Source organism: Roseibium sp. AWQ4_254 (genome assembly GCF_056161025.1).
The window spans coordinates 145,023-164,810 of record NZ_JBSWYH010000005.1; the positions used below are offsets into that span (position 1 = coordinate 145,023).

The window sequence follows — 19,788 nt, forward strand, 5'->3', positions numbered from 1 at the left end:
ATGGCAAGGAAGTCACAAAAATCCCAGCATCCCAAGCCGGCGGACAGCCTGATGGCACGGGCCGGCCATGCAGCGCTCGATAATCCGGCAGCAGCCGGGGGCAGCGTTGTCATGGTGCTTACGGCCTGTCTGATCGTTGCAAATGCCATCGGCCTGCAGCCGGGCCGGCACCCTGCTCCGTTTTTCAGCACGCGGGACCGCCCGGAGGCCGTGCAGGTGCCTGAACCCAATGGCCGGCGGGGCGCTCTGAAGGTCCAGGAGATTTCGACACTTGTTCTTGATGTGCAGATTTCACTGCGCCGCATCGGGCTCTATGAAGGACCGCTTGACGGGCTGAATGGCCCGGCCACCGAACGGGCCATCCGGGCCTTTGAACGCAAGGCCGGGCGGCCGGAGACCGGCAAGGCGGATGAAGCGCTGCTGGCTCTGGTTCTGATGGAAGGGGACAAACCGGCAGGATCTGCCGTTCCCGTACCACGGATCAAACCGGGCGCTGCGGTTCTGGGGCCGCCGGTCCGCGCCAGACCGGCGAAGGAGATGGGGGCTGCGGACGGTGTTGATGCCGATCCGCAGTTGATGCGCGTTCAAAAGGCCCTCGCCGAACTGGGTTATGGCCCCTTGAAGGCAGACGGGGTGATGGGCGCCAACACGACGGCTGCCATCAAGCGGTTTGAGCTTGACCGGGGCCTGCCCCTGACCGGTCATCTTGGCCCCAAGACCATCCGGCGGCTTGAGGCGCTCAGCGGACAGTCCCTGTCCGGGTGAGCCAGGCCGGAGGGGCCAGATCGGAATGGCCAGATCGGTAGGGTGGGAGCCTTATGCGGGTTACATCGGAGTTTTTCGTCAGCGCGTTGGTGCGCCGGATTTTCGGCGAAGGCGGTTTTGCGGCAGTCTCCAGGCGGGGGGCGGAAGAAGCTGGAGCTGTATTTGTGAGTGTTGACCGGATGGACGGCACCCTTGACCTTTATGGCCCGGCACCGCAAGCCATGTTTACCGAACAGCCTGAGGGACGCCTCTTTGAAAAGGTGCTGGAAGAGGCCGTAGCCGAAGCGGTTCAGGACCGATTGTCCCGTGAAGCCCGCATGGACCCGGACTACTGGCTTGTGGAGGTCGAGGCCCGGGACGGCCGGATCGACCTGCCGCTGGCACGCGAGGACCAGCCGGGCGACGATCCGGCGGCCGGGCTGTTCCGCTTCTAGGGTCCTTTTGCGGTTTGGGCGCGCCCGAGATCCATGAGGACAGGACGCAAAAGGCAAATTCAGTGAACCGCGATATGCTTTAAGGCTTGGGCTGGCGCTCCGGTGGTCAGCCTTCGGCCGATCCGCTGCGCCGCCTGGTCTGGCGCAGCTCCTTGCCCCGCTCGGCAAAGGATGGCTGGGCCGTCCCTTTGCGCCCTTTAGCCTCCTGATACTGGGACGAGTGGCGCGGCTGGGCCGTCTGCGGCGCCTGATCATGCAGCATCCACTGGCTCACGAGCGCTTCGGCAGCGCCGTTGCTGAGCGTGCGGTGCATGCGCAGCAGGCCCCGTATATCCATAAGCGGTTTGTCTTCTCCGAGCAGCCTGATCAGGATCGTGGAGGTTTTGCACTCCGGCATGCCAAGGGCTTTGAGGGCAATAATGAGCCCTTCGCCCTGATCACTGCGCATCAAAATGTTGCAGGTTGCCCGTGACAGCCCGAGGCCCTGGGCAAGGCGTTCGGCAAAACGGGGTCTGTCCTGGGTCAGGGCATCGGCGACAAGAGCGTCTTGAATGCGGAGACGGTTGGGTTTGGTTCTCTGCGACATGGGTCCACCTTGGGTCTGGGCCTGTTTCACCAGGCTGGTCAATTCGGCGGCGGCTATGGCCTGTTTTCTCAAGGGGGCCGGCAGATGCAGGAACTGGCCCATCAGACCTTCAGGATGGAGGGCATCCTGACCGGCCAGCTCGAGGCCGAGGGCAGCAATGATGTCGCTGCGCCGGCTGAGCTTGGCCTGATGGGTTTTGGTAAGTTTCACGTCGTCCCGGTCCATAAGGCGCTGGATCACATTGGCTTCGGCGTGATCACACAGGGCGGACAGGACCGATTCGCGCAAAGACGGGCGGCGGGCGACGGCCAGACGGCAGACTTCCGGTCCTGCTTCGGCAACCGACAGAAGGAGATCCACAGAAAGCCTGGGGCTGTTACAAAGCGCTTGCGCTGCGGTCAGCGGGTCTTCATCCCGGGCAAGCTGTTCGTTCAGATCGTCCGGAAGAGCTGGGTGCCCGGCGATCAGATGGGCGATGCGGCGGCGGTGCTCTACCGGGGTCAGCGGCAGCAGATTGCGCGCAAGCTCCAGAAAAACCCGTGTTTCTTCAGGGGTATGGTTCGCACGCCCGACAAAGATTTCCGCTGCAGGCAGCAACACGGGCTGCGCTGAAGAGGAAACGGGGCGGGAGCCGGAAGGAGCTGAAGAAGGCGGCACGGCTGCTTGTGTTCGCTGGTTGTTTCGCATGTCACCCGACTAAAAAATACGAAAGACAGATCGACCGTCGAAAGTTGTTTCCTTCAAATTGCAGGAAAAGCGTTAGCATGCTGTTAACCCTGACAGCTTCCAATGAACCTGCAGGAAGTAATGCGTCGCCCGTTTGACCGTTCCCTCCCGGTAATACGCTGGAAAAGGGAACTGGAACCGAAGGAGGTAGACGATGGGCACTTTGTTGGATTTTGCGTCCGCTCAACGGCCCACTGCGCGTGTGGGCCAGGAGGCCAGACACCGCCAGACGGCGGGCCAGGAAACATTTGGGGAAGTTATCCTCTTTCCAGGCATCCGCTATGAGCATCACGATCTTGATCTTGCCGCGCGAATCGCGACCATCGGACAGGCAGCTGGACCTGCTGGGTCTGACAAGGACTGACGGTCCACGCCTTTCCAGCCGCACCGGGCATCATCCTTGTCCGGGCGTTTGATGATTGCGGTTTGGAGATACGCCCGATGGGCATAGGCGTCACAGCGGTTCTTGGCGGGCCGGGCAAATGTGGACAGAAGCGGCCTTGTGCCGGCTCGTCTGCTGTTGTCACGGCTGCCGCTGTCCTGGCTGCCTGCCTCATGCTTGGCGCCTGTGTACGGCCCACCGGTGATTTTGGCCGTGCAGCACCGTCCGTGGTCCATGACGATCTGATGCCGGCCGCCGGCACTGAAGCGGCCCGCCTGCGCGGCGATCCCGTGTCCAAGTTCAACTATACGAATGACGAAAAGCTGCTGCGTGACCGGGGCTGGACGCTGATCCGCCCACCCTGGACCAAGGACTGGATCGGTGGCACGATGGTGGAGTTGTCGCGCACCCGGGTGTTGCCGGAAACGGAAGGGCGGGTGCCGCCCGATCTGTACCTGATCTATCTGCGCTCGGACAAATTCAGCTCCTCCGATGCCCGCTACGACAAGATCGCGGCGGATGCGACCGGTGATGCGGAACTGGTCATGCCCTTTTGCGAGGTCGCTATGCGGGTGCAAAAGGCTGACGATGAACGGCTGCGGGTGCTGCGCAACCGGAAAGTGACCACCGAGGAGACCTATGATGGCGCCAAGGCACGGGTCTGGGAAAACCGGGTCATGGTGAAATGGGTCAGCCAGGCGCTGCGCTACCGCATTGTGGCCTATCAGCGGGCGCTGAAGGGGCTTGAGATCGAGACCCCGAGCAAGAACCGGGTCTGGAAGGTCAACAATGCCATCCGGGAGCTGGAAGGGCAGGTGCGGCTGGCCGAGGCAAGCTGCGAAACCGCCAGCCGAACGGGCGCACAAAAGCCGGTGCGCAGATCTCGGATCTATACCGGCTGGGGCACGGAGCGCAAGCCCGTTCAAAAATAAGGCTCCTCCCTCCTGTCCCTCCTGACGGGACCATTTGGTTTGCACTTTTCAAGGCGCAGCATTATTGCAGGGGACAGCAACCGGCCGCTGCCGGAAAGTGATGTCAGGAGAGTTCATGTCCCCCCGCGTGTCGCAGCTTGTTCAGGAAGCCCTCAGCCACCAGCATGCCGGGCGTCTTCCTGTGGCCCTGAACATGTTTGAGGAAGTGCTGCGGCTCGATCCGCGCAACCCGCAGGCAAATTTCTCCCTTGGGATCGCCGCCTATCAGGAGGGGCGGATCGGCCTTGCTATCGAACGGCTGCAACTGGCCGCCCGCAAGGCGGCCAAACACCCGCAGGTGCATCAGTTGCTGGGCCTTGCTCTGTTGAATGCGGGTGATCTGGACGGGGCTCAGGGCGCGCTGAAAAAGGCGGTGTCCCTGGCGCCGCAGCAGGCCGAATTTCAGGCACAGCTCGGGGATGTCTACCGGGCACGGCGCCAGGCGGTCCTGGCGCGCCAAAGCTATGAGCGGGCGCTGAAGCTGGAGCCGGAAAACGGCTATGCCCTTGTTGGTATGGGCCAGCTTGAGGTGAGTGTCGGCAAGATCGAGGAGGCCATCGGCTGGTTTGAAAAGGCGATTGCCTGCAAAAAGGAACTGCCGACCGCCTACCAATGCCTCAGCCTCGCGCGCTCTTTCCAGGACAAACCCGTTGAGCTGGACCAGATTGAAGCGCTGATCGGTGATGGTGTGTCGCGTCCGGGCCCGGATCAGGCCAATCTCCATTGGGCGGCGGGCAAGATCTGCCTGGATATCGGCGAGACCGAACGGGGGCTGGACCACTATCAAAGGGCGCGCACGCTCCATTATCCGGCCTTTGATCCGGCCGCATATGAAGAGCGCATCGCCTTCATGAAAGAGGTGTTCGACACGGCCTATTTCGCAGGTCGCACGGAAATCGGCGACCCCTCGCAAAAGCCGGTGTTCATTTTCGGTCTGCCCCGGTCCGGCACGACCCTGGTGGAACAGATCATCAGCTGCCATTCGCGCGCAGCCAGTGGCGGCGAAGTCCAGTTTTTCCGCCATCTTCAGGAAGAGCTGGGCTTGAAGGCCAGGCCGGGCCCTGAGCTGGAAACCCGGCTGAAGGACATGGAGCCGAAGGAGTTCAAGCGGATCGCGCGCAAATATCTTGGCCTTATGGACGGGGTCAACCGGCGGGTGGACCGGGTGACCGACAAGATGCCCCATAATTATGAAATGATCTGGCTGATGAGCCTGCTGTTCCCGAAGGCCGCCTTCATTCACTGCGAGCGGTCTGCGGCCGATATCTGCATTTCGCTGCTGTCCCATCCCCTGTCCCCGGCCCATAATTATGCCCGGACCCAGGAAAGCGTCGGCCGCTATTTCCGCAGCTATCATGGGCTGATGGACCACTGGCAGCAGGTCGCGCCGGTCACCATCCATCCGCTGTCCTATGAGGCGCTGGTGGACAACCAGCGCGGGGAAAGCGCGGCCTTGCTGGAACATGCGGGCCTTGACTGGGAAGACGGCTGCCTTGAGTTCTACAAGAGCGACAGCCCGGTCACGACCTTTTCCAACACCCAGGTCCGCCGCCCGATCTTCCGCTCCTCCCTGGAGCGCTGGCGGGGCAAGGAAGCCCATTACCGGGAGCTGTTCGAGGCCCTTGGTCCTTACGCGCCCAAGGCGGGGTGAAAGCGCTCTCCGAAATAGCTTTGCAGTCTGTGAGGCTTTGTCCGGCGCTGCTTTAGGCGTGAACTCACTGAGGTCAGGCCGTGACGGGTTTGTCTGCTAACCGATCGTGCCGCAGGTGGCGGCCTGGAGGGCTGCGTCGATGCTATCAGCCTTGACGGGTGCGGGCACATAGGCGCGCAGCAGGGCAAAGCCGCTGAGCTCTTCCGTTTCGATCACAATCAGATCTTCCAGATTGTCCGGCGGGTTCTCCCGCAGGATCGAGAGCTGCTGCGGTGTCAGCACCAGCATAGACAGGTGATCGGCCCCGGCCGTGCGGTTGTTGAGGCTGTAGACCGCTTCTCCGGCTGCATTGAAAAGCCCGATGGACCAGAAGGAGGTCGGTACTCCGGCATCAAAGAGCACCGGGCCGTCGGTAAGCTGAAAGCGGCAGGTAGCGTGTTTCATGGCCGGATCCAGCCCGGGCAGCGGCTCTTGTCCGGGGTTCACATCGGGCAGGAGGTTGAACTGCCGGTCCGGGCCATAGCTGGCCACATTGTCATAGGCGCTATGGCGCACATTCAAAGGGATGCTGAGCACCACCAGAATATGGAAAATCGCGGCCAGGCACAGGGTCGCCAGAAGGCCGATGGTCAGGGAGAATCGGGGGGAAAGGGTCACGGGCAGCCCTGCCTTTCAATCTTGGGCAGGGAAATGCCGTCCAGCGCCTCACCGGTGGTGACCGGTGCATCATAGAGCCTGAGCACGAAGCGCAGGCCATCACTTGCGCTGGCATTGGCTTCCAGCGGCAGCCAGTTGCCCGAATGGGGCGCTGCGGCCGCGTTGATCTCAAACGAGCCGTCCGGATTGCGCAACAGGTGCTGGCTGTCCAGATATACCCGTCCGGGCAAGGTGGCGGCCAGATGGCCATTGCCGTCCGTCGCGGTCAAGGTCCACAGCCTTGCCGCCGGGGTCTGGCCCGAGATTGTGTAGATGCAGGTCGGGTCGAGCAGATAGCCCTGATTGTCCTGCCGGGCTTCAAGGGCCAGGCCCTCACCGGAGGCCAGCGGGATCACTGCGCCGCGGGTATAGATGGCCACGGAATAGGGATCGGCCTCGGCGGTGCCTGCCCTTGGATAGGCGCGCCAGGAGCCTATGGTGATCGCATCAAGGGGCTGTTCCCGCTCGATCAGGAGATAGGCGGAACCGATACCGAGTACGCCAGCCGCAGCCACGATCAGCGCCAGAATGAGGAGCGTGCGCGCCGGATGGGGGCGGTAGGGGCGGATGGAATTGGGCAGGTCCTGAATGTGCCAATCCGCTTCGCCATATTGGCGCGGGTCCTGCTGCATGGTCGTTCCGCTCATTGGGCCGCCATGGGTTCGGGTGAGGCCGCCCGCAGGGACGCCGTGTCCGTGACGGCGCGCGCCGGGCCGGGGTCGTTGGCAGCCTTCTTCTGTTCGCTCAGGCGGCGCAGGTCCTGGCCGATCTGCAACAGGATTTTCTGGGTGCGCCGTTTCAGCACCCGGGGCTGCGAAAAGATGGTGGTTTTTGCCGCCACCTGCGCGGCGGCCGGTTTCGCAAGGCGCGGCAGGCTTTCGGCGGGAACGCCGGGCATGGGGGCCAGTTCGATGCCTTTATGGGCGTAGTTCATGTAAAGCTGCCAGGTCATGGCGGGCAGGCTGCCGCCGGTCACGCGCCGTGTGGAGGAAAAGTCGTCATTGCCGACCCAGACCGCTGTTGAGAAATTGCCTGTGTAGCCGACAAACCAGGCATCGCGGTAGGCGTTGGTGGTGCCGGTTTTGCCGGCGGCCACGACCCCGTCCAGGCGGGCCCGCCGGGCGGTGCCAGCCTCCACCACATTCACCAGAATGTCATTCATCATTTCCACCTGTTCTTCCGGCAGAACCCGTTTGGGAGTGGCGGTCTCGTCGCGCTCATGTCGGTAGAGAATCTTGCCGTCGCTGTTGCGAACTTCCAGGATGCCATAGGCAGGGGCCGACATGCCTCCATTGGCAAAGGTGGAATAGGCGGAGGCCATATCGATGGCGGTCACTTCCGACGAGCCGATCGGCAGGGAGATGGAATTTTCCAGTTCATGGGTGAGTCCCATCGCATAGGCGGTCTCGATGATTTTTTCCCGGCCGAAATCCAGCGACAGGCGAACCGGGATCGTGTTGATCGATTTGGTCAGGGCGGTTTTCAGCGTCACCGGGCCGCGATAGCTGCGGTTGTAGTTCTTCGGGGACCAGTTGCCGATCCAGACCGGCCGGTCTGGCACGATGCTGGCCGGGGTGTAGCCGTTCAGGAAGGCGGTCATGTAGACAAAGGGCTTGAAGGAGGAGCCGGGCTGGCGCAGGGCATTGACCGCCCGGTTGAACTGACTTTCCCCGTAGGAGCGTCCGCCCACCATGGCCACGACCGCCCCGTCCGGGATCATGGAAATCAGGGCCGCCTCGCTGGCATCGCGCAGTTTGCCATTGTCGCGCAGGATTGTCTCGACGGCCAGATCCGCCTGCCGCTGCAGAGCGGGGTCCAGCGTGGTGCGCACGGTCACGATCCGGTCATGGGCCATGGCAGGGGTGCGGCGGGCCAGTTTCTTGACCTCGTCAAGCGCCCAGTCGAGGAAATATTCGGGCAGCTGGTCCTGGGACCGGTCAACGGCAAGGGCCGGATTGCGGCGGGCGCCGATCACCTGGCCTTCGGTCAGGAAGCCTGCCTGCACCATATTGGTGAGCACTTCATTGGCCCGCGCCCGCGCTGCCGGCAGATTGATATGGGGTGCATATTTGGTCGGGGCCTTGTAAAGCCCGGCCAGCATGGCGCTTTCGGCAAGGGTGAGCTCGCGCACATTCTTGTTGAAATAAAACTTGGAGGCCGCCGTCACCCCAAAGACTCCGCCGCCCATATAGGCCCGGTCCAGATAGAGCTTCAAGATTTCCTGTTTGGTGAGATTGGCCTCCAGCCACAGGGCCAGATAGGCCTCCTTGATCTTGCGGCTGAGGCTGCGCTCATTGCTCAGGAACAGGTTCTTGGCAAGTTGCTGGGTCAGGGTCGAGCCACCCTGGACCACACCGCCTGCCCGGGCGTTCTCCACCATTGCGCGGAACGTGCCGACCCCGTCAATGCCGAAATGGCTGAAAAAGCGCCGGTCTTCCGTGGCCAGTGTCGCCTTGATCAACGAATCGGGAATTTCTTCCAGCGGCACGCTGTCATTGAGCACAATGCCCCTGCGGCCGATTTCCTTGCCGAACCTGTCCAGAAATGTGACCGCAAAGTCGTCTGTTGTTTTCCAGTCCGCATAGCGGGTGGCTTCAAAGGCGGGCTGGGCAAAGGCCAGCACAACAATGAAGCCTGCCAGGCCGAAGGTGAGGGCATCGGACGACAGTTCCGACAGGCCGCGCCAGATGCCCTTGGCCTTGAAACGGCGCAAGAACGAGTCATAGCCTTCAAACAGACGCCGGAGGGCGGAGCCGCTGGTCCATAGGGCCGTGTCGACAAAGGCATCCATGGCCAGGAAGAACCGGCGGACGCGGTGGCGTTTGCCCGCGCCAGCTTGTGGCGAGGTGTCCTCTGCGGCCGTCTGCTGCTCTGTCTCTGGCGCCTTTCCGGCGGCTTCAGTTTTGTGCGGCTCTTCTGTCACGCGAACAGGGTCTCCGGCGGCGCTGGTGTCTCGGTCGGATGAGGGGCCGGTGCGGCCCTGGCAAACTGCCGTCAGACGTATTTCAAACAGCTGCAAATGGCTATTGGAAAAGACATCCGACGGTTAACAGACATGACAGATTGCCGTCAAAGCGTCACCGGAATCTCAAACAGATCCACTGATAAGGGTAGCGTCTTTCACCTTGTATGAAAACAGCTCTTGCGCTGCTGCGCAAAGGGGATTTGAAAGTCATTTTGGCCGCTGCGTGAGGAGAGGGGGCGAAACGTCTCTTCATGGTCTGATATTGCCGCCGGTCCCGGAGCATGTTAGGCGCTGCGTGCCGCTTCCGGCTGACATTGGCAATTCTCAGGCATGTGCATGGACCCCGCTTCTGACACAGACCCAGCGCCGCTTCCGTTCTGGAAGACCAAGAGCCTGGACGATATGACTTCCGCAGAATGGGAGTCCCTTTGCGATGGCTGTGCGCGCTGCTGTCTGAACAAGCTGGAAGACTGGGACACGGGCGAGATTGTCTGGACCCAGGTGGCCTGCACGCTTCTGGATGGGGACAGCTGCCGCTGCAAGGACTATGAGAACCGTGCCGCGACCGTGCCGGACTGCATTCAGCTGACCCCGGACGAGGTCAGAACCCTGACTTGGCTGCCGCCGACCTGCGCCTACCGGCTGGTGCGCGAGGGCGAGGATCTTTACTGGTGGCATCCGCTGGTGTCGGGCGATCCGCACACTGTGCATCAGGCCGGTATCTCGGTCTCTGGCCTAACGGTCCCGGAAGATGGCCTGCAGCTGGAAGACTATGAACAGCATGTTGTGAGCTGGCCGGGGGAGCTGCCGGACGAGGGGTAGTTGTGGTCTGCACGGGGCGCTACAGCAGGGTCTAAAGGGGCCGCACCATGTGCGTCCGCCCACCTTGCAGGGCCTGCTTCACTGTGCAAGCGTCATCGTGCCAGCGTCATTGGGCCAGAGTCAGGGCGCCAGCAGCAAAGCCTCCACATGGCGGCGGAGCCTTTGTTCCAGCGCGCCCATGTCGGTCACCTGAAGGCTTTTGCGCAAGATCGCGCCATGGATCATGAAGGCAATCAGCCCATCCATCATTTCCGCTGGGCTGCGGTCCTGCCGCAAGGCCGGCGAGGCTGCGCCGGAGCGCTGCCAAAGCTCCAGAAAAGCCGCCAGTTCCGCATCCAGGGCATCCAGCGTTTCCACAAATTCTTCTGCGCAATTGGGTTTGGTGACCCCAATATTGTCAAGAAACAGGCGCATGATCGCTGGGCTTTCCGTGATCACTTCAATTAGTTGCATCATCCGGGCAATCAGCAGACCGACGGGGTCGGTGGTCTCAGCGGCAGCTGCCGGGAAGACGTCATGGTCCGGGGGAGGTGTTCTCAGCGCGTCCAGCCGGTCGAGCAGGATGTGGGACAACAGACCGTCCATATCGCCGAAATGGGAAAAGACGGTGCCTTTGGCAACGCCAGCTTCGGCTGCAACGGCGTCCGCCGTGACCTGATCAAGACCATGTCTTGCGCTCAAGTCCTTTGCGGCCTGCAGCACTTTGGCCCGTGTTGCGATCCTGCGGGCCTGGGGTTTGCGTGTCATGCGTCCTCAAAAATGACCGCGGTCAAAAAAATATTGACCTTAGGGCGTTCCGGTGTCAAAAGATGACCGAGGTCAATTTTTAGCTGATCTTCCTTTTTTAAACAAGCGAGTGTGCACATGACACGCATTTTGGTTCTTGACGGACACCCCGCGCAGGGCAGTTTCTGCGGGGCGCTGGCAGGCGAATTTGCTCGGGAAGCGGCCGGTTGCGGCCATGAGGTCCGGGTTCGGCATCTGTTCGAAATGACGTTCAATCCGGATTTTGGAACGTCCGATCTGCATGACGCTCCGGCTCTTGAGCCGGATCTGCAGGAAATCTGGGAAGACATTGTCTGGTGTCAGCATTTCGTGCTGGTCCACCCACTATGGTGGGGCGGGCATCCGGCCAAGCTCAAGGGCCTGTTCGACCGGGTGTTTCTGGCTGGCAAGGCCTATCAATATGTGCCGGGCAAAATGATCCCGGAAAAACTGTTGAAGGGCCGGACGGCGCAGGTTCTGGTCACCGCCGATACGCCGGGCTGGATCTTCCGCTGGATCTACGGGTCAGGCACCCGCAAACAGACGGAAAAGCAGATCCTTGCCTTTTGCGGCCTAAAGCCCAGGGGGTTTGACCTGTTCGCGCCGATCCACAATTCCAGTGAGCAAGCCCGCACCCGAATGCTGGCTCGCGCAGCCCGTCTCGGCCGGAACGCCCCCTGATCTTCAGACAGCTTTTGTTAAAGACCGCTTCCGAGGCCTCCCGGATGGGGGCGGCTGCCTGGCGTATTTGCATTTCAGAATTATTGTTTCAGGAATTTTTACCGGCCGAATTTCTGCTGCCAGGTGGGCACCGGATCGCCCGGAGCCGGGCTGGCATGGTAGATTCCCCGGGCAATGGCCCGGGCCAGGCAGGAAGCGGCGGCGGCGCCGATCTGCACCATATCCTCCAATCCGCTTTCCAGTTTGCGCCGGCCGGTCGACAGGGCAAAGACAAGATCCCCGTCCAGCGGGGTGTGAGCGGGCCACAGGGCTCGGGCCAGCCCGTCATGGGCCATGACGGCGAGGCGCTTGGCCTCGCCTTTTGTCAGAACCGCATCGGTCGCCACCGTAGCAATCGTTGTGTTGGCGCCTGCTTTCAGGGCGTCCAGTTTGGTACGCACATCCACCGCATCGCCGGGGAAGGGATGGGCCGTTCCAAGGCCACCGAATTCCGCGTTCTGTTCAAACGGAGCAGCCCAGAAATGGGCGCTGTCGCCGATTGTGGCCCGGCCAAGCGCATTGACCGCCACAACTGCGCCGACTGTCACCCCGTTGCCAAGCACCAGGGAGGCGGACCCAAGGCCGCCTTTCAGATTGGCGGTGGTCGCCCCGGTTCCAGCACCGACTGAGCCCAGCTCAAACGTGCTGGAAATCGCATCAAGGGCCGACCGGCCAAGATCCCGGTAGGGTGCCGCCTGGCCCCAGCTCTTGTCGCCGCCATTGAGCAGGTCGAACAGGATGGCCGTGGGCACGATGGGCACGCGCACCGGGCCGACCTGAAAGCCGTAGCCGAGTTCGGCAAGGCGCCCCTGGACCCCGGCGCCTGCATCCAGCCCGAAAGCGGATCCCCCCGCCAGAACGATGGCGTCGATCTTCTCAACAGTCTGTTCTGGTTCCAGGAGGGCGATTTCCCGTGTTCCGGGTGCACCGCCATGAATGGCCACAGAGGCAACCGCAGGTTCGTCCGGGACCAGCACGGTTGCGCCCGATTTCAGATCCGTGTCCGTGGCATTGCCGAGTTTCAGGCCGGGGACATCGGTGATGAGGTTGCGGGGGCCTGTCATGTCATGGTGTTCCGGAACGGGAAAGGGAAAGAAAAACGTGAACCCGCTTCAGTGTGGGCCGAAGCGGCTCAGCTGTCGAGGCTTTTATAGCCCCGGCGCACATAGAGCAGGGACTGGCCGGGCTCGGTCATGCGCAGGTCCACAACTGTGCCCACAATGATGGAATGGGTGCCCATTTCCGTGACCGAAAACACGTCGCAATCGACACTGAGCCGGGCGCTGTCCAGCGCCGGGCAGCCGGTGGCAAGTTGTGTCCAGCTGGTTTTGGCAAAGCGCGCGGCCATGTCCAGTGTGTCCCGCCCGGCAAAACTGTTGGAAATGTCTTCGTGATCGTGGCCGAGCGTGTTGAGGCAGTAACACCGGTTTTGAAGCACCGCATCATGCATGCGGGTCTGCCGGTTGAGGCAGATCAGAATGCTGGCGGGGTCGTCGCTCACCGAGCACGCTGCAGAAACCGTGGCGCCGAAGCGTCCGCCCGGGCCGTCTGTGGTCACCACATGGACAGCCGCAGCAATCCGGCTCATGGCCTCGCGGAAGCTGGCCGTGTCGAGTGGCAGCCGGGTGGTGTTGGAGGTCGGCGTAGACATAAGGTCAGCTCCATCAGCCGGTTCAGCCGGAATCGGCCATGTCTTTGACTTGCAGCCGTAACCTAGTCGCTGCTAGGAGTTCTGCAAAGGGGATAGCGGTCACAATGATGCCGCCGTCCCTAAGTTGTTCCTTCAGGAACAGACTGGTTGGCAAGGAGCGCCGGATGATTTTTCGCCTAGTTGCAGCCCAAGTTGCAACCTTTGTTCTTCTGTGTGCGGGCTGCCTGTTGTCCGGGGCGGCACAGGCTGACATCCGGATTGCGGTTGCCGGGCCGATGACCGGTCAGTTCAAGGAGATCGGCCTGCAGATGCGCGCCGGCGCCGCGCAGGCGGTGGCGGATTTAAACCGGGCCGGCGGCGTCAATGGCGAGCGTCTTGTTCTGGACTTCGCGGACGATGCCTGTGATGAAGACAAGGCGGTGGCAGTGGCCAACCAGCTTGTTGGCAAAGGGGTTGTCTTTGTAGCCGGTCATGCCTGTTTCAGGGCGTCTATTCCGGCCAGTGAGGTCTATGCTCAGGCCGGGATCGTGCAGATGTCTCCGGTGACCACCTTGCCCACCTTCACGGATGCACGCCCGGGTGCGGGTGTTTTCCGTCTGGCACCCCGGGATGACCGCCAGGCCGCAGTGGCCGGGGCTTTTCTGGCCAAGCGGTTCGGCACGTCCCGTATTGCAATCCTGAACGATAAGACTGCCTATGGCAAAGGTCTCGCCGATCAGGTCAAGGCCGTGCTCAACGGTTTGGGCGTGTCTGAAAGCCTGGCGCTCGGATTTGACACGGGTGAAAAGGATTACCGCTATATCGTTTCCCAGCTCGCGCTGGAGGCTGTGGACGTGGTGTTTGTTGGCGGCTATGCCGCTGAAACCGGCACGCTCATGCGGGAGATGAACCGGCAGGGCTTGAACATGGTGCTCATGTCCGGGGATGCCATGATGAGCAATGATTTTCCAGACCTCGCCGGACCGGTGGCAGATGGGGCCTTGATGACCTATCCGGTTGATCCGCGGGAGCAGGACGGTGCGGCGGAACTGGTGTCTGCGCTGGAGGCCGAGGGCCGCCCGGCAGACCGCTATGCCCTGACCACTTATGCAGCCATTCAAGCGTGGGCACGGGCGGCCGGCATGGCCGGAGAGACCGGGCTGGAAGCGGTCTCAAAAGCCTTGCGCAGCGGCCCGCTGGAGACGATTCTGGGGGCCGTGACGTTTGACGAAAAGGGAGACAGCAACCTGCCGGACTATGCAGTCTACGAGTGGCAGGACGGAACACCGCGCTTGCTGGACTGATGTTTCCCGTACTCCTGGATTAGCCGCAACGGAGATGCGTTAACCCTTGCTTAAGAAAAGCGGGGTGCCTGGTTCTGTCCCTGGTCCCGTTCGAGTAGGGTTCTCTGCAAAAGGGGACCTGTTATGCGTCGTTTCTCCTGCTGGTTTTGTCTTTTCAGTTCTGTTCTGGGCTGGCTGGCCTTTGGGGGTGTGCCCGGCCTGCCATCTGCTGCGCAGGCGGCCGAGCTGGTCGGCTTTTCAGATCACCGCTTCCGGCCGGGCACGATCGTGATCCGAAATTCTGAAAAGCGGCTTTATTTGGTGCTGCGTGGGCAGCGGGCGATCCGCTACCGGGTTGCCGTTGGCAAGCCGCGCAAGGCCTGGACCGGGACAGCGCGGATCACGGCCAAATATGTCGCGCCGGACTGGTCTCCGTCTGAGGAGGTGCGCCGGGACTTTCCGCATTTGCCGAAGAGGATTGCGGGTGGCGCCCCCAACAATCCCATGGGTGCGGCTGCCATGACGCTCTCCAACGGCAATTACGCTATTCACGGCACCAACCGGCCCGGCTCCATCGGGCGGGCGGTGTCTTATGGCTGCATCCGCATGGCGAACCGGGACATCAAGGATCTCTTTCAGCGGGTTGGCGTGCGCACGCAGGTTGTGGCTCTGCCCTAAACGGGCAAGGCTCAGCGTCTCGGATCGCCGCTGAGACAGCTTGCCGCATTTAGTTTCGAAAAGTTGAAACTATTGTCTGTCCCGGGCCCGGTGCGGCCCGCTTCAAAGATCCCGCCGGTCTCATGTGCCCCAACACCGGACCGGCGGGGTTTTCCTAAGGTCTTTCGATGGACGGCTGCTCTTCAGATACATCTTGCGACAAAACCGGCCGGGTCCTGGCACAGATGTGCGACAGGCTGCGGGTATGATCTCCACTGACCGCAGGGCGCGGCAGCGGGCGAGGAAAACAGGGGCGCGGCATGATAGAGAGTTTGAAAAGGGGTAGGTCGTCGAAGGCCTTCATCTGGCTGTTGCTGGCCCTGCCATCCATTCCCATGGTTCTGGCTTTGACATCCGGCGCAATTTCGGAAGACGGGCGTCCGGCGAGCGAATTCCTCCTGCATCCAACCGGCGAGTTCGCAGCCAGATTCATGATCATCTGCATGATCATTTCTCCGGTCCGGTTGCTCTTTCCCAAAAGCAGTTTCTGGCTCTGGATGCTGCGCCGCCGGCGGTATTTCGGCGTGGCGGCCTTTGGATATGCGGCGCTGCACACCGTTCTCTATGTGATCGACAGCGGGTCCTTGTCCGCCATGTTGGCGGAGGCGCTGTTGTTCGGTATCTGGACCGGCTGGCTGGCCTTTTTCATCTTTCTGCCGCTTGCGCTTACATCCAACGACTTTTCCGTCCGTGTGCTGGGCCGCCGCTGGAAGAAGCTGCAGCAACTGGTCTATCTGGCGGCCATTGCGACGCTGCTGCACTGGATTTTCGTGCACAACCACTTTGGTGCGGCCCTTGTGCATTTTGTGCCGCTGGCCCTTTTGGAAGCTTACCGGATCTACAGAACGTTTTTGTCAGGTTCTGCTGCTGCCGCGTAAGTTCCCATAGGGCAGCTTGACCATGGGAATGGAAAAGCCCAATGCGGTTGCAAACGCCAATCCACAAACCTGTTGCTTTCAAGCTGGCTGGGCTGGAGCTGGAAGGTAGCGCATCCATTTCTTGGCAATGGCCTGATCGAGGTCGATGCCCCGGTCATCGCAAAACAGCAAAAGATGGGCGAACAGATCGGCGGTTTCGTTTGCCAGCTCGGCCTTGAGGTCCGATGCCGTTTTTCCGTCAGATCTTGCTCTGCCCCGGCATTTGAGATCGGCAGCAGCCAGTTCGCCGAGTTCTTCCGTCAGTTTTTCAAGATACCAGGCAGCGTCCCGCTCAATCCCGAACTTCTGTGCGTAAGTGTTTGAGACCGTTTGGACAATGTTCTGAAAATCCGAAAGCGTTTTTCCGTTCAAGTTAGTCTCTCCTGCCTGTCTAGAGCATCGTGCGATAAGTTTGTACCATTTGATGCTGGAAAGCAGATCATCCGGGAAGGCGCTTCGCGCAGCGCGATGCGGTGTATCGGGCAAGCGACGCAACGCTGCCGATGGGCTGCTTTCCATCACCCGAGGGGCCGGTCTGCTTTGCCCGCTGACATCGTTGGATCGCACTTGTGGTGGGAAACACCAAGGCGCGCGATCCGCCTCCTCAGCAAACAAAGCAGATCCGGTCAAATGGTGCAAACTTATCGCACGATGCTCTAAAGCCAATCTTTGGGCGCTTTGGGCGCTGTTTGCTGCCGCGTTCCAGCCAGCGCATCGGCAAGATCGGAGACCGCGTCGAGGGAATGGGCTGCACGGAAGTCGTCCACATGAGGCAGCATGGCGCGGATGCCCTTGGCCTTGGCTTCGAAACCACCGAAGCGCAGCAGCGGGTTGAGCCAGATCAGATGGCGGCAGGACCGGTGAAGCCGGTCCATTTCCCGCGCAAGATCCTCATCGGTGTCCCGTTCCAGGCCGTCGGTGATCAGGAGCACGGTGGGTTTGCCGGACAGGACCCGGCGCGACCAGTGCAGGTTGAAGTCCCGCAAGGCCGAGGCGATCCGGGTGCCGCCGGACCAGTCCGCCACCCCGTCGGAGCAGGCCGCCAGCGCCTCGTCCGGATCTTTCATGCGCAACTGCCGGCTGACATTGGTGAGCCGTGTGCCGAACAGGAAAGTGTGCACGTCCCGCCGGTCGGCGGTCACCCCATGCAGAAAATGCAGCAACAGGCGTGAATACTGGCTCATGGACCCGGAAATGTCGCACAAGGCCACCAGCGGCGGGCGCTTTTCCATTGGTTTGCGGAATTTCAGGTCAATGATCCCACCGCCCGCCCGGAGGGACGCGCGCAAGGTCCGGCGCGGATCAACCCGCCCGCGTGGCGCTGCTTTCAAGCGCCTGAGGCGGATCTTGTCCTGGGGCAGGGCCATTGCCCGCAAGGCCCGTTTGGCGGCCGCGACTTCGTCCGCCGTCATCTGGGCGAAATCCTTGGTTTGCAACAGTTCCCTCCCCGACACGGTGAATTTGGCATCCACTTCGATCTCCGGCACAGTCTCTTCTGCAGTCCGCTCCCTGGCCGCTTCGAAGGCTTGCGACACGCGGGTCTGCCCGGCCTTGGGCTTTTCCGGGGCGCCGCGCGGCGGGGCAACCGGCGACAGAATGGCGAGCATCTTTTCGATCAAGCCCCGGCTTTGCCAGTAGATGCGGAAGGCCTCGTCAAACAGAACCTTCTGCTCACGTTTGCGCACAAAGACCGCATGCAGGGTCCAGTAAAGGTCGTCGCGGCTGGTAATGCCGGAGACTTCCACCGCCTGCACCGCATCCACGACCGACGCCGGGCCAACGGGAACCCCCGCCTTGCGCAGGGTGCGGGCGAAATAGACAATATTGTCGATAATGCGGGAGCGCATGCGCTCAGACCGCCGGCATCGGCTGCTGGACAGAGCGGGCGCCCTCCTTGCGGAGCTCCTCGACCATCTGGCGCACTTTCGAGCCGCGCACCCGCTCTATGTCATCCTGGTATTTCAAAAGAACCCCGAGCGTGTCGGAGGCCATGTCCGGGTCAAGGGCCAATTCGTTCAGCTCCGACAGGGCGGTGGCCCAGTCGAGGGTCTCAGCGACACCGGGCTGCTTGAAGAGATCTTCTTCGGCGCGCAGTCTCTGGACGAAGGCAACGACCTCTTCGGCCAGGCGCTCGGCGGCACCGGGCACCTTGCGGCGGACGATTTCCAGCTCCTGCTCCGCATCCGGATAATCGACCCAGTGATAGAGGCACCGGCGTTTCAGGGCGTCATGGATTTCCCGGGTCCGGTTTGTGGTGATGATTACGATGGGCGGTTCTGCAGCCTTGATCGTTCCAAGCTCCGGGATCGTGACCTGATTGTCCGCCAGCACTTCCAGAAGGAAGGCTTCAAAGGCTTCATCAGCCCGGTCCAGTTCATCGATCAGGAGCACCGGCGGTCCGGCAGGAGACGGCTCCAGCGCCTGAAGCACCGGCCGCTTGATCAGGAAACGCTCGTCAAAGATCGATCTGGACAGGTTCTGGTGACTGGTGTCTCCGGAGGCTTCCGACACGCGGATCTCGATCATCTGGGCCTGATAGTTCCATTCATAAACGGCGGCGGCAATGTCGAGGCCCTCATAACATTGCAGCCGGATCAGGTCCCGGCCGAGCGTGCCCGACAGCACCTTGGCGATTTCCGTCTTGCCGACCCCGGCTTCGCCTTCCAAAAACAGGGGGCGGCGCATCTTGAGGGCAAGATGCAGGACCGTGGCCAGGGACCTATCTGCGACATAGCCCGCCTGATCCATCAGTTGAAGCGTGTCGTCAATGGACGCGGGAAGGGGGGACGGGCTCATGAAACCTCCGGTAGGGTCTGCTTTTGAAGGACCATACAGGTGCTGCGCAGGCAAGGACAGTCCTGTTGCGCCCCATCTTGCGGTACACTGCAGTGCTGCACACTGCGTGATCCTCCTAATGGGCAGAGGGGCCGGAACCATCTATAAAACGCTGCGTGATTCAAGGGAAGGAGAGGCCCGTGGCAACAGGCCCCAGCATTTTGGCGGCGTTGGTTCTGGTGATGGCTTGCGGCACGTCGCTGGCTTCTGACGGCGCGTATCCATCCGATCCGCTAAGTCTAGCCTCCGGGTTGGAACTGGCCGAAATCCATTGTGCGGCCTGCCACGCGGTCGGCGCCAGCGGCAGCAGCCCAAATGCCGGCGCACCCGCCTTCCGGGATCTGTCCAAACGCTATCCGTTGGAAAGTCTGGAAGAGCCTCTGGCAGAGGGGATCGTGACCGCCCATGACACGATGCCGGAATTTGCCTTTGAACCAGAAGACATTGACGTGTTTTTAGGGTATCTCACCTCCATTCAATCCCGCTGACTTCCCCACTGGCATGCGGGCCGTCCCTGAGACGGGTCTTGTTAGCAGGCTTAGTATAGTGCTGCTAAAGTTTTGTTTTTGAACAGAATTTGCTCAATAGTCGGGTTTGGTTAACCGGAATTCCGTGACACTCTTTCTTTGCAACGAAGAAAGGATCGGAATGACGACCATCTCAGACTTCGAAAAGCGGCTGCTCGGTTATGGATTGCTGACGGCCGAAATTCTCTACCGGCTGCCCGACCATCCCAAACTTCTGCAAAGTTTCCTTTGGCAAACAGAAGATCTGGCGCCGAAATTTCCGGAACTCACCCGGTTTCTCTCTTTCTGGGAGCGGGAGATTGAAGGACGGATCCATTCGGTGCGCATTGCCCATCAAAATCTGATCGAACCGGTTGATTTCCGCTATGCGGATGGGGAAATTCTGGTGCACTGACG

General features: G+C 61.4%; 22 protein-coding genes. 12 read left to right on the plus strand and 10 right to left on the minus strand.

Annotated features, from left to right (window positions below; translation table 11 throughout):
• On the plus strand, window positions 1-765 hold the full coding sequence (locus ACXAIC_RS05530; protein ID WP_475174497.1) for a peptidoglycan-binding domain-containing protein: 765 nt from the start codon (window positions 1-3) through the stop codon (window positions 763-765).
• Window positions 766-818: 53 nt separating this feature from the next.
• Window positions 819-1,199 (plus strand): DUF1491 family protein, encoded by a 381-nt coding sequence (locus ACXAIC_RS05535; RefSeq protein WP_475174498.1) that lies wholly within the window; start codon window positions 819-821, stop codon window positions 1,197-1,199.
• A gap of 106 nt (window positions 1,200-1,305) precedes the next feature.
• Here ACXAIC_RS05535 and ACXAIC_RS05540 read toward each other — a convergent pair whose 3' ends face one another.
• Entirely contained in the window at window positions 1,306-2,385 is a 1,080-nt protein-coding gene (locus ACXAIC_RS05540; protein WP_475174499.1) for a DUF2336 domain-containing protein, read from the minus strand.
• Between the two features lie 280 nt (window positions 2,386-2,665).
• Between ACXAIC_RS05540 and ACXAIC_RS05545 the strand changes: the two genes are divergently transcribed.
• From ACXAIC_RS05545 to ACXAIC_RS05555, 3 genes are all read left to right on the plus strand, one after another.
• Entirely contained in the window at window positions 2,666-2,875 is a 210-nt protein-coding gene (locus ACXAIC_RS05545) for a hypothetical protein (protein WP_475174501.1), read from the plus strand.
• Window positions 2,876-2,952: 77 nt separating this feature from the next.
• The gene (locus ACXAIC_RS05550; protein WP_475174503.1) at window positions 2,953-3,825 is read left to right on the plus strand and encodes a hypothetical protein; all 873 of its coding nucleotides are present in this window, start codon (window positions 2,953-2,955) and stop codon (window positions 3,823-3,825) included.
• Between the two features lie 115 nt (window positions 3,826-3,940).
• Window positions 3,941-5,515 (plus strand): tetratricopeptide repeat-containing sulfotransferase family protein, encoded by a 1,575-nt coding sequence (locus ACXAIC_RS05555; RefSeq protein ID WP_475174504.1) that lies wholly within the window; start codon window positions 3,941-3,943, stop codon window positions 5,513-5,515.
• A gap of 96 nt (window positions 5,516-5,611) precedes the next feature.
• On the opposite strand, the gene ACXAIC_RS05560 is transcribed toward ACXAIC_RS05555, so the two are convergent.
• The 3 genes from ACXAIC_RS05560 to ACXAIC_RS05570 are packed head-to-tail and all read right to left on the minus strand — an operon-like array spanning window position 5,612 to window position 9,002.
• Window positions 5,612-6,172, minus strand: coding sequence for a DUF1254 domain-containing protein (locus ACXAIC_RS05560; RefSeq protein WP_475174507.1), 561 nt, complete (start codon window positions 6,170-6,172; stop codon window positions 5,612-5,614).
• Window positions 6,169-6,858 (minus strand): DUF1214 domain-containing protein, encoded by a 690-nt coding sequence (locus ACXAIC_RS05565; RefSeq protein ID WP_475174509.1) that lies wholly within the window; start codon window positions 6,856-6,858, stop codon window positions 6,169-6,171. The genes ACXAIC_RS05560 and ACXAIC_RS05565 overlap by 4 nt, the downstream gene beginning before the upstream one ends.
• Entirely contained in the window at window positions 6,855-9,002 is a 2,148-nt protein-coding gene (locus ACXAIC_RS05570; RefSeq protein ID WP_475174608.1) for a transglycosylase domain-containing protein, read from the minus strand. Before ACXAIC_RS05570 ends, ACXAIC_RS05565 begins: the two co-directional genes overlap by 4 nt.
• Before the next feature lie 510 nt (window positions 9,003-9,512).
• Here ACXAIC_RS05570 and ACXAIC_RS05575 point away from each other — a divergent pair.
• Window positions 9,513-9,998, plus strand: coding sequence for a YcgN family cysteine cluster protein (locus tag ACXAIC_RS05575; RefSeq protein WP_475174511.1), 486 nt, complete (start codon window positions 9,513-9,515; stop codon window positions 9,996-9,998).
• Between the two features lie 120 nt (window positions 9,999-10,118).
• On the opposite strand, the gene ACXAIC_RS05580 is transcribed toward ACXAIC_RS05575, so the two are convergent.
• Window positions 10,119-10,745: a TetR/AcrR family transcriptional regulator gene (locus ACXAIC_RS05580; protein ID WP_475174513.1), complete on the minus strand. Its 627-nt coding sequence runs from the start codon at window positions 10,743-10,745 to the stop codon at window positions 10,119-10,121.
• Between the two features lie 117 nt (window positions 10,746-10,862).
• On the opposite strand from ACXAIC_RS05580, the gene ACXAIC_RS05585 reads away from it, so the two are divergent.
• A complete protein-coding gene (locus tag ACXAIC_RS05585; protein WP_475174515.1) occupies window positions 10,863-11,444 on the plus strand; it encodes an NAD(P)H-dependent oxidoreductase in 582 nt (193 codons plus the stop codon).
• A gap of 98 nt (window positions 11,445-11,542) precedes the next feature.
• On the opposite strand, the gene ACXAIC_RS05590 is transcribed toward ACXAIC_RS05585, so the two are convergent.
• Both ACXAIC_RS05590 and ACXAIC_RS05595 read right to left on the minus strand, forming a co-directional pair.
• Window positions 11,543-12,547 carry a P1 family peptidase gene (locus tag ACXAIC_RS05590; RefSeq protein WP_475174516.1) on the minus strand — a complete coding sequence of 335 codons (1,005 nt, stop codon included), beginning with the start codon at window positions 12,545-12,547 and terminating at the stop codon, window positions 11,543-11,545.
• Between the two features lie 68 nt (window positions 12,548-12,615).
• The gene (locus ACXAIC_RS05595; protein ID WP_475174519.1) at window positions 12,616-13,134 is read right to left on the minus strand and encodes a flavin reductase; all 519 of its coding nucleotides are present in this window, start codon (window positions 13,132-13,134) and stop codon (window positions 12,616-12,618) included.
• Window positions 13,135-13,298: 164 nt separating this feature from the next.
• Between ACXAIC_RS05595 and ACXAIC_RS05600 the strand changes: the two genes are divergently transcribed.
• The 3 genes from ACXAIC_RS05600 (at window position 13,299) to ACXAIC_RS05610 (ending at window position 15,991) form a co-directional block, all read left to right on the plus strand.
• The gene (locus ACXAIC_RS05600; RefSeq protein ID WP_475174520.1) at window positions 13,299-14,417 is read left to right on the plus strand and encodes a branched-chain amino acid ABC transporter substrate-binding protein; all 1,119 of its coding nucleotides are present in this window, start codon (window positions 13,299-13,301) and stop codon (window positions 14,415-14,417) included.
• 123 nt (window positions 14,418-14,540) lie between these two features.
• The gene (locus tag ACXAIC_RS05605; protein WP_475174521.1) at window positions 14,541-15,074 is read left to right on the plus strand and encodes a L,D-transpeptidase; all 534 of its coding nucleotides are present in this window, start codon (window positions 14,541-14,543) and stop codon (window positions 15,072-15,074) included.
• 299 nt (window positions 15,075-15,373) lie between these two features.
• Entirely contained in the window at window positions 15,374-15,991 is a 618-nt protein-coding gene (locus ACXAIC_RS05610) for a protein-methionine-sulfoxide reductase heme-binding subunit MsrQ (protein ID WP_475174523.1), read from the plus strand.
• 78 nt (window positions 15,992-16,069) lie between these two features.
• Here ACXAIC_RS05610 and ACXAIC_RS05615 read toward each other — a convergent pair whose 3' ends face one another.
• The 3 genes from ACXAIC_RS05615 to ACXAIC_RS05625 form a co-directional block, all read right to left on the minus strand.
• Window positions 16,070-16,402: a pyrophosphohydrolase domain-containing protein gene (locus ACXAIC_RS05615; protein WP_475174525.1), complete on the minus strand. Its 333-nt coding sequence runs from the start codon at window positions 16,400-16,402 to the stop codon at window positions 16,070-16,072.
• Window positions 16,403-16,686: 284 nt separating this feature from the next.
• The gene (locus tag ACXAIC_RS05620; protein ID WP_475174527.1) at window positions 16,687-17,877 is read right to left on the minus strand and encodes a vWA domain-containing protein; all 1,191 of its coding nucleotides are present in this window, start codon (window positions 17,875-17,877) and stop codon (window positions 16,687-16,689) included.
• A 4-nt stretch (window positions 17,878-17,881) separates the two neighbouring features.
• Window positions 17,882-18,826 (minus strand): AAA family ATPase, encoded by a 945-nt coding sequence (locus tag ACXAIC_RS05625; protein WP_475174530.1) that lies wholly within the window; start codon window positions 18,824-18,826, stop codon window positions 17,882-17,884.
• Between the two features lie 179 nt (window positions 18,827-19,005).
• Between ACXAIC_RS05625 and ACXAIC_RS05630 the strand changes: the two genes are divergently transcribed.
• Together ACXAIC_RS05630 and ACXAIC_RS05635 are read left to right on the plus strand one after the other, a co-directional pair.
• On the plus strand, window positions 19,006-19,353 hold the full coding sequence (locus ACXAIC_RS05630) for a c-type cytochrome (RefSeq protein ID WP_475174533.1): 348 nt from the start codon (window positions 19,006-19,008) through the stop codon (window positions 19,351-19,353).
• A 160-nt stretch (window positions 19,354-19,513) separates the two neighbouring features.
• Window positions 19,514-19,786, plus strand: a complete 273-nt coding sequence (locus tag ACXAIC_RS05635) for an usg protein (RefSeq protein ID WP_475174536.1) — start codon at window positions 19,514-19,516, stop codon at window positions 19,784-19,786.
• Window positions 19,787-19,788: the final 2 nt, after the last annotated feature.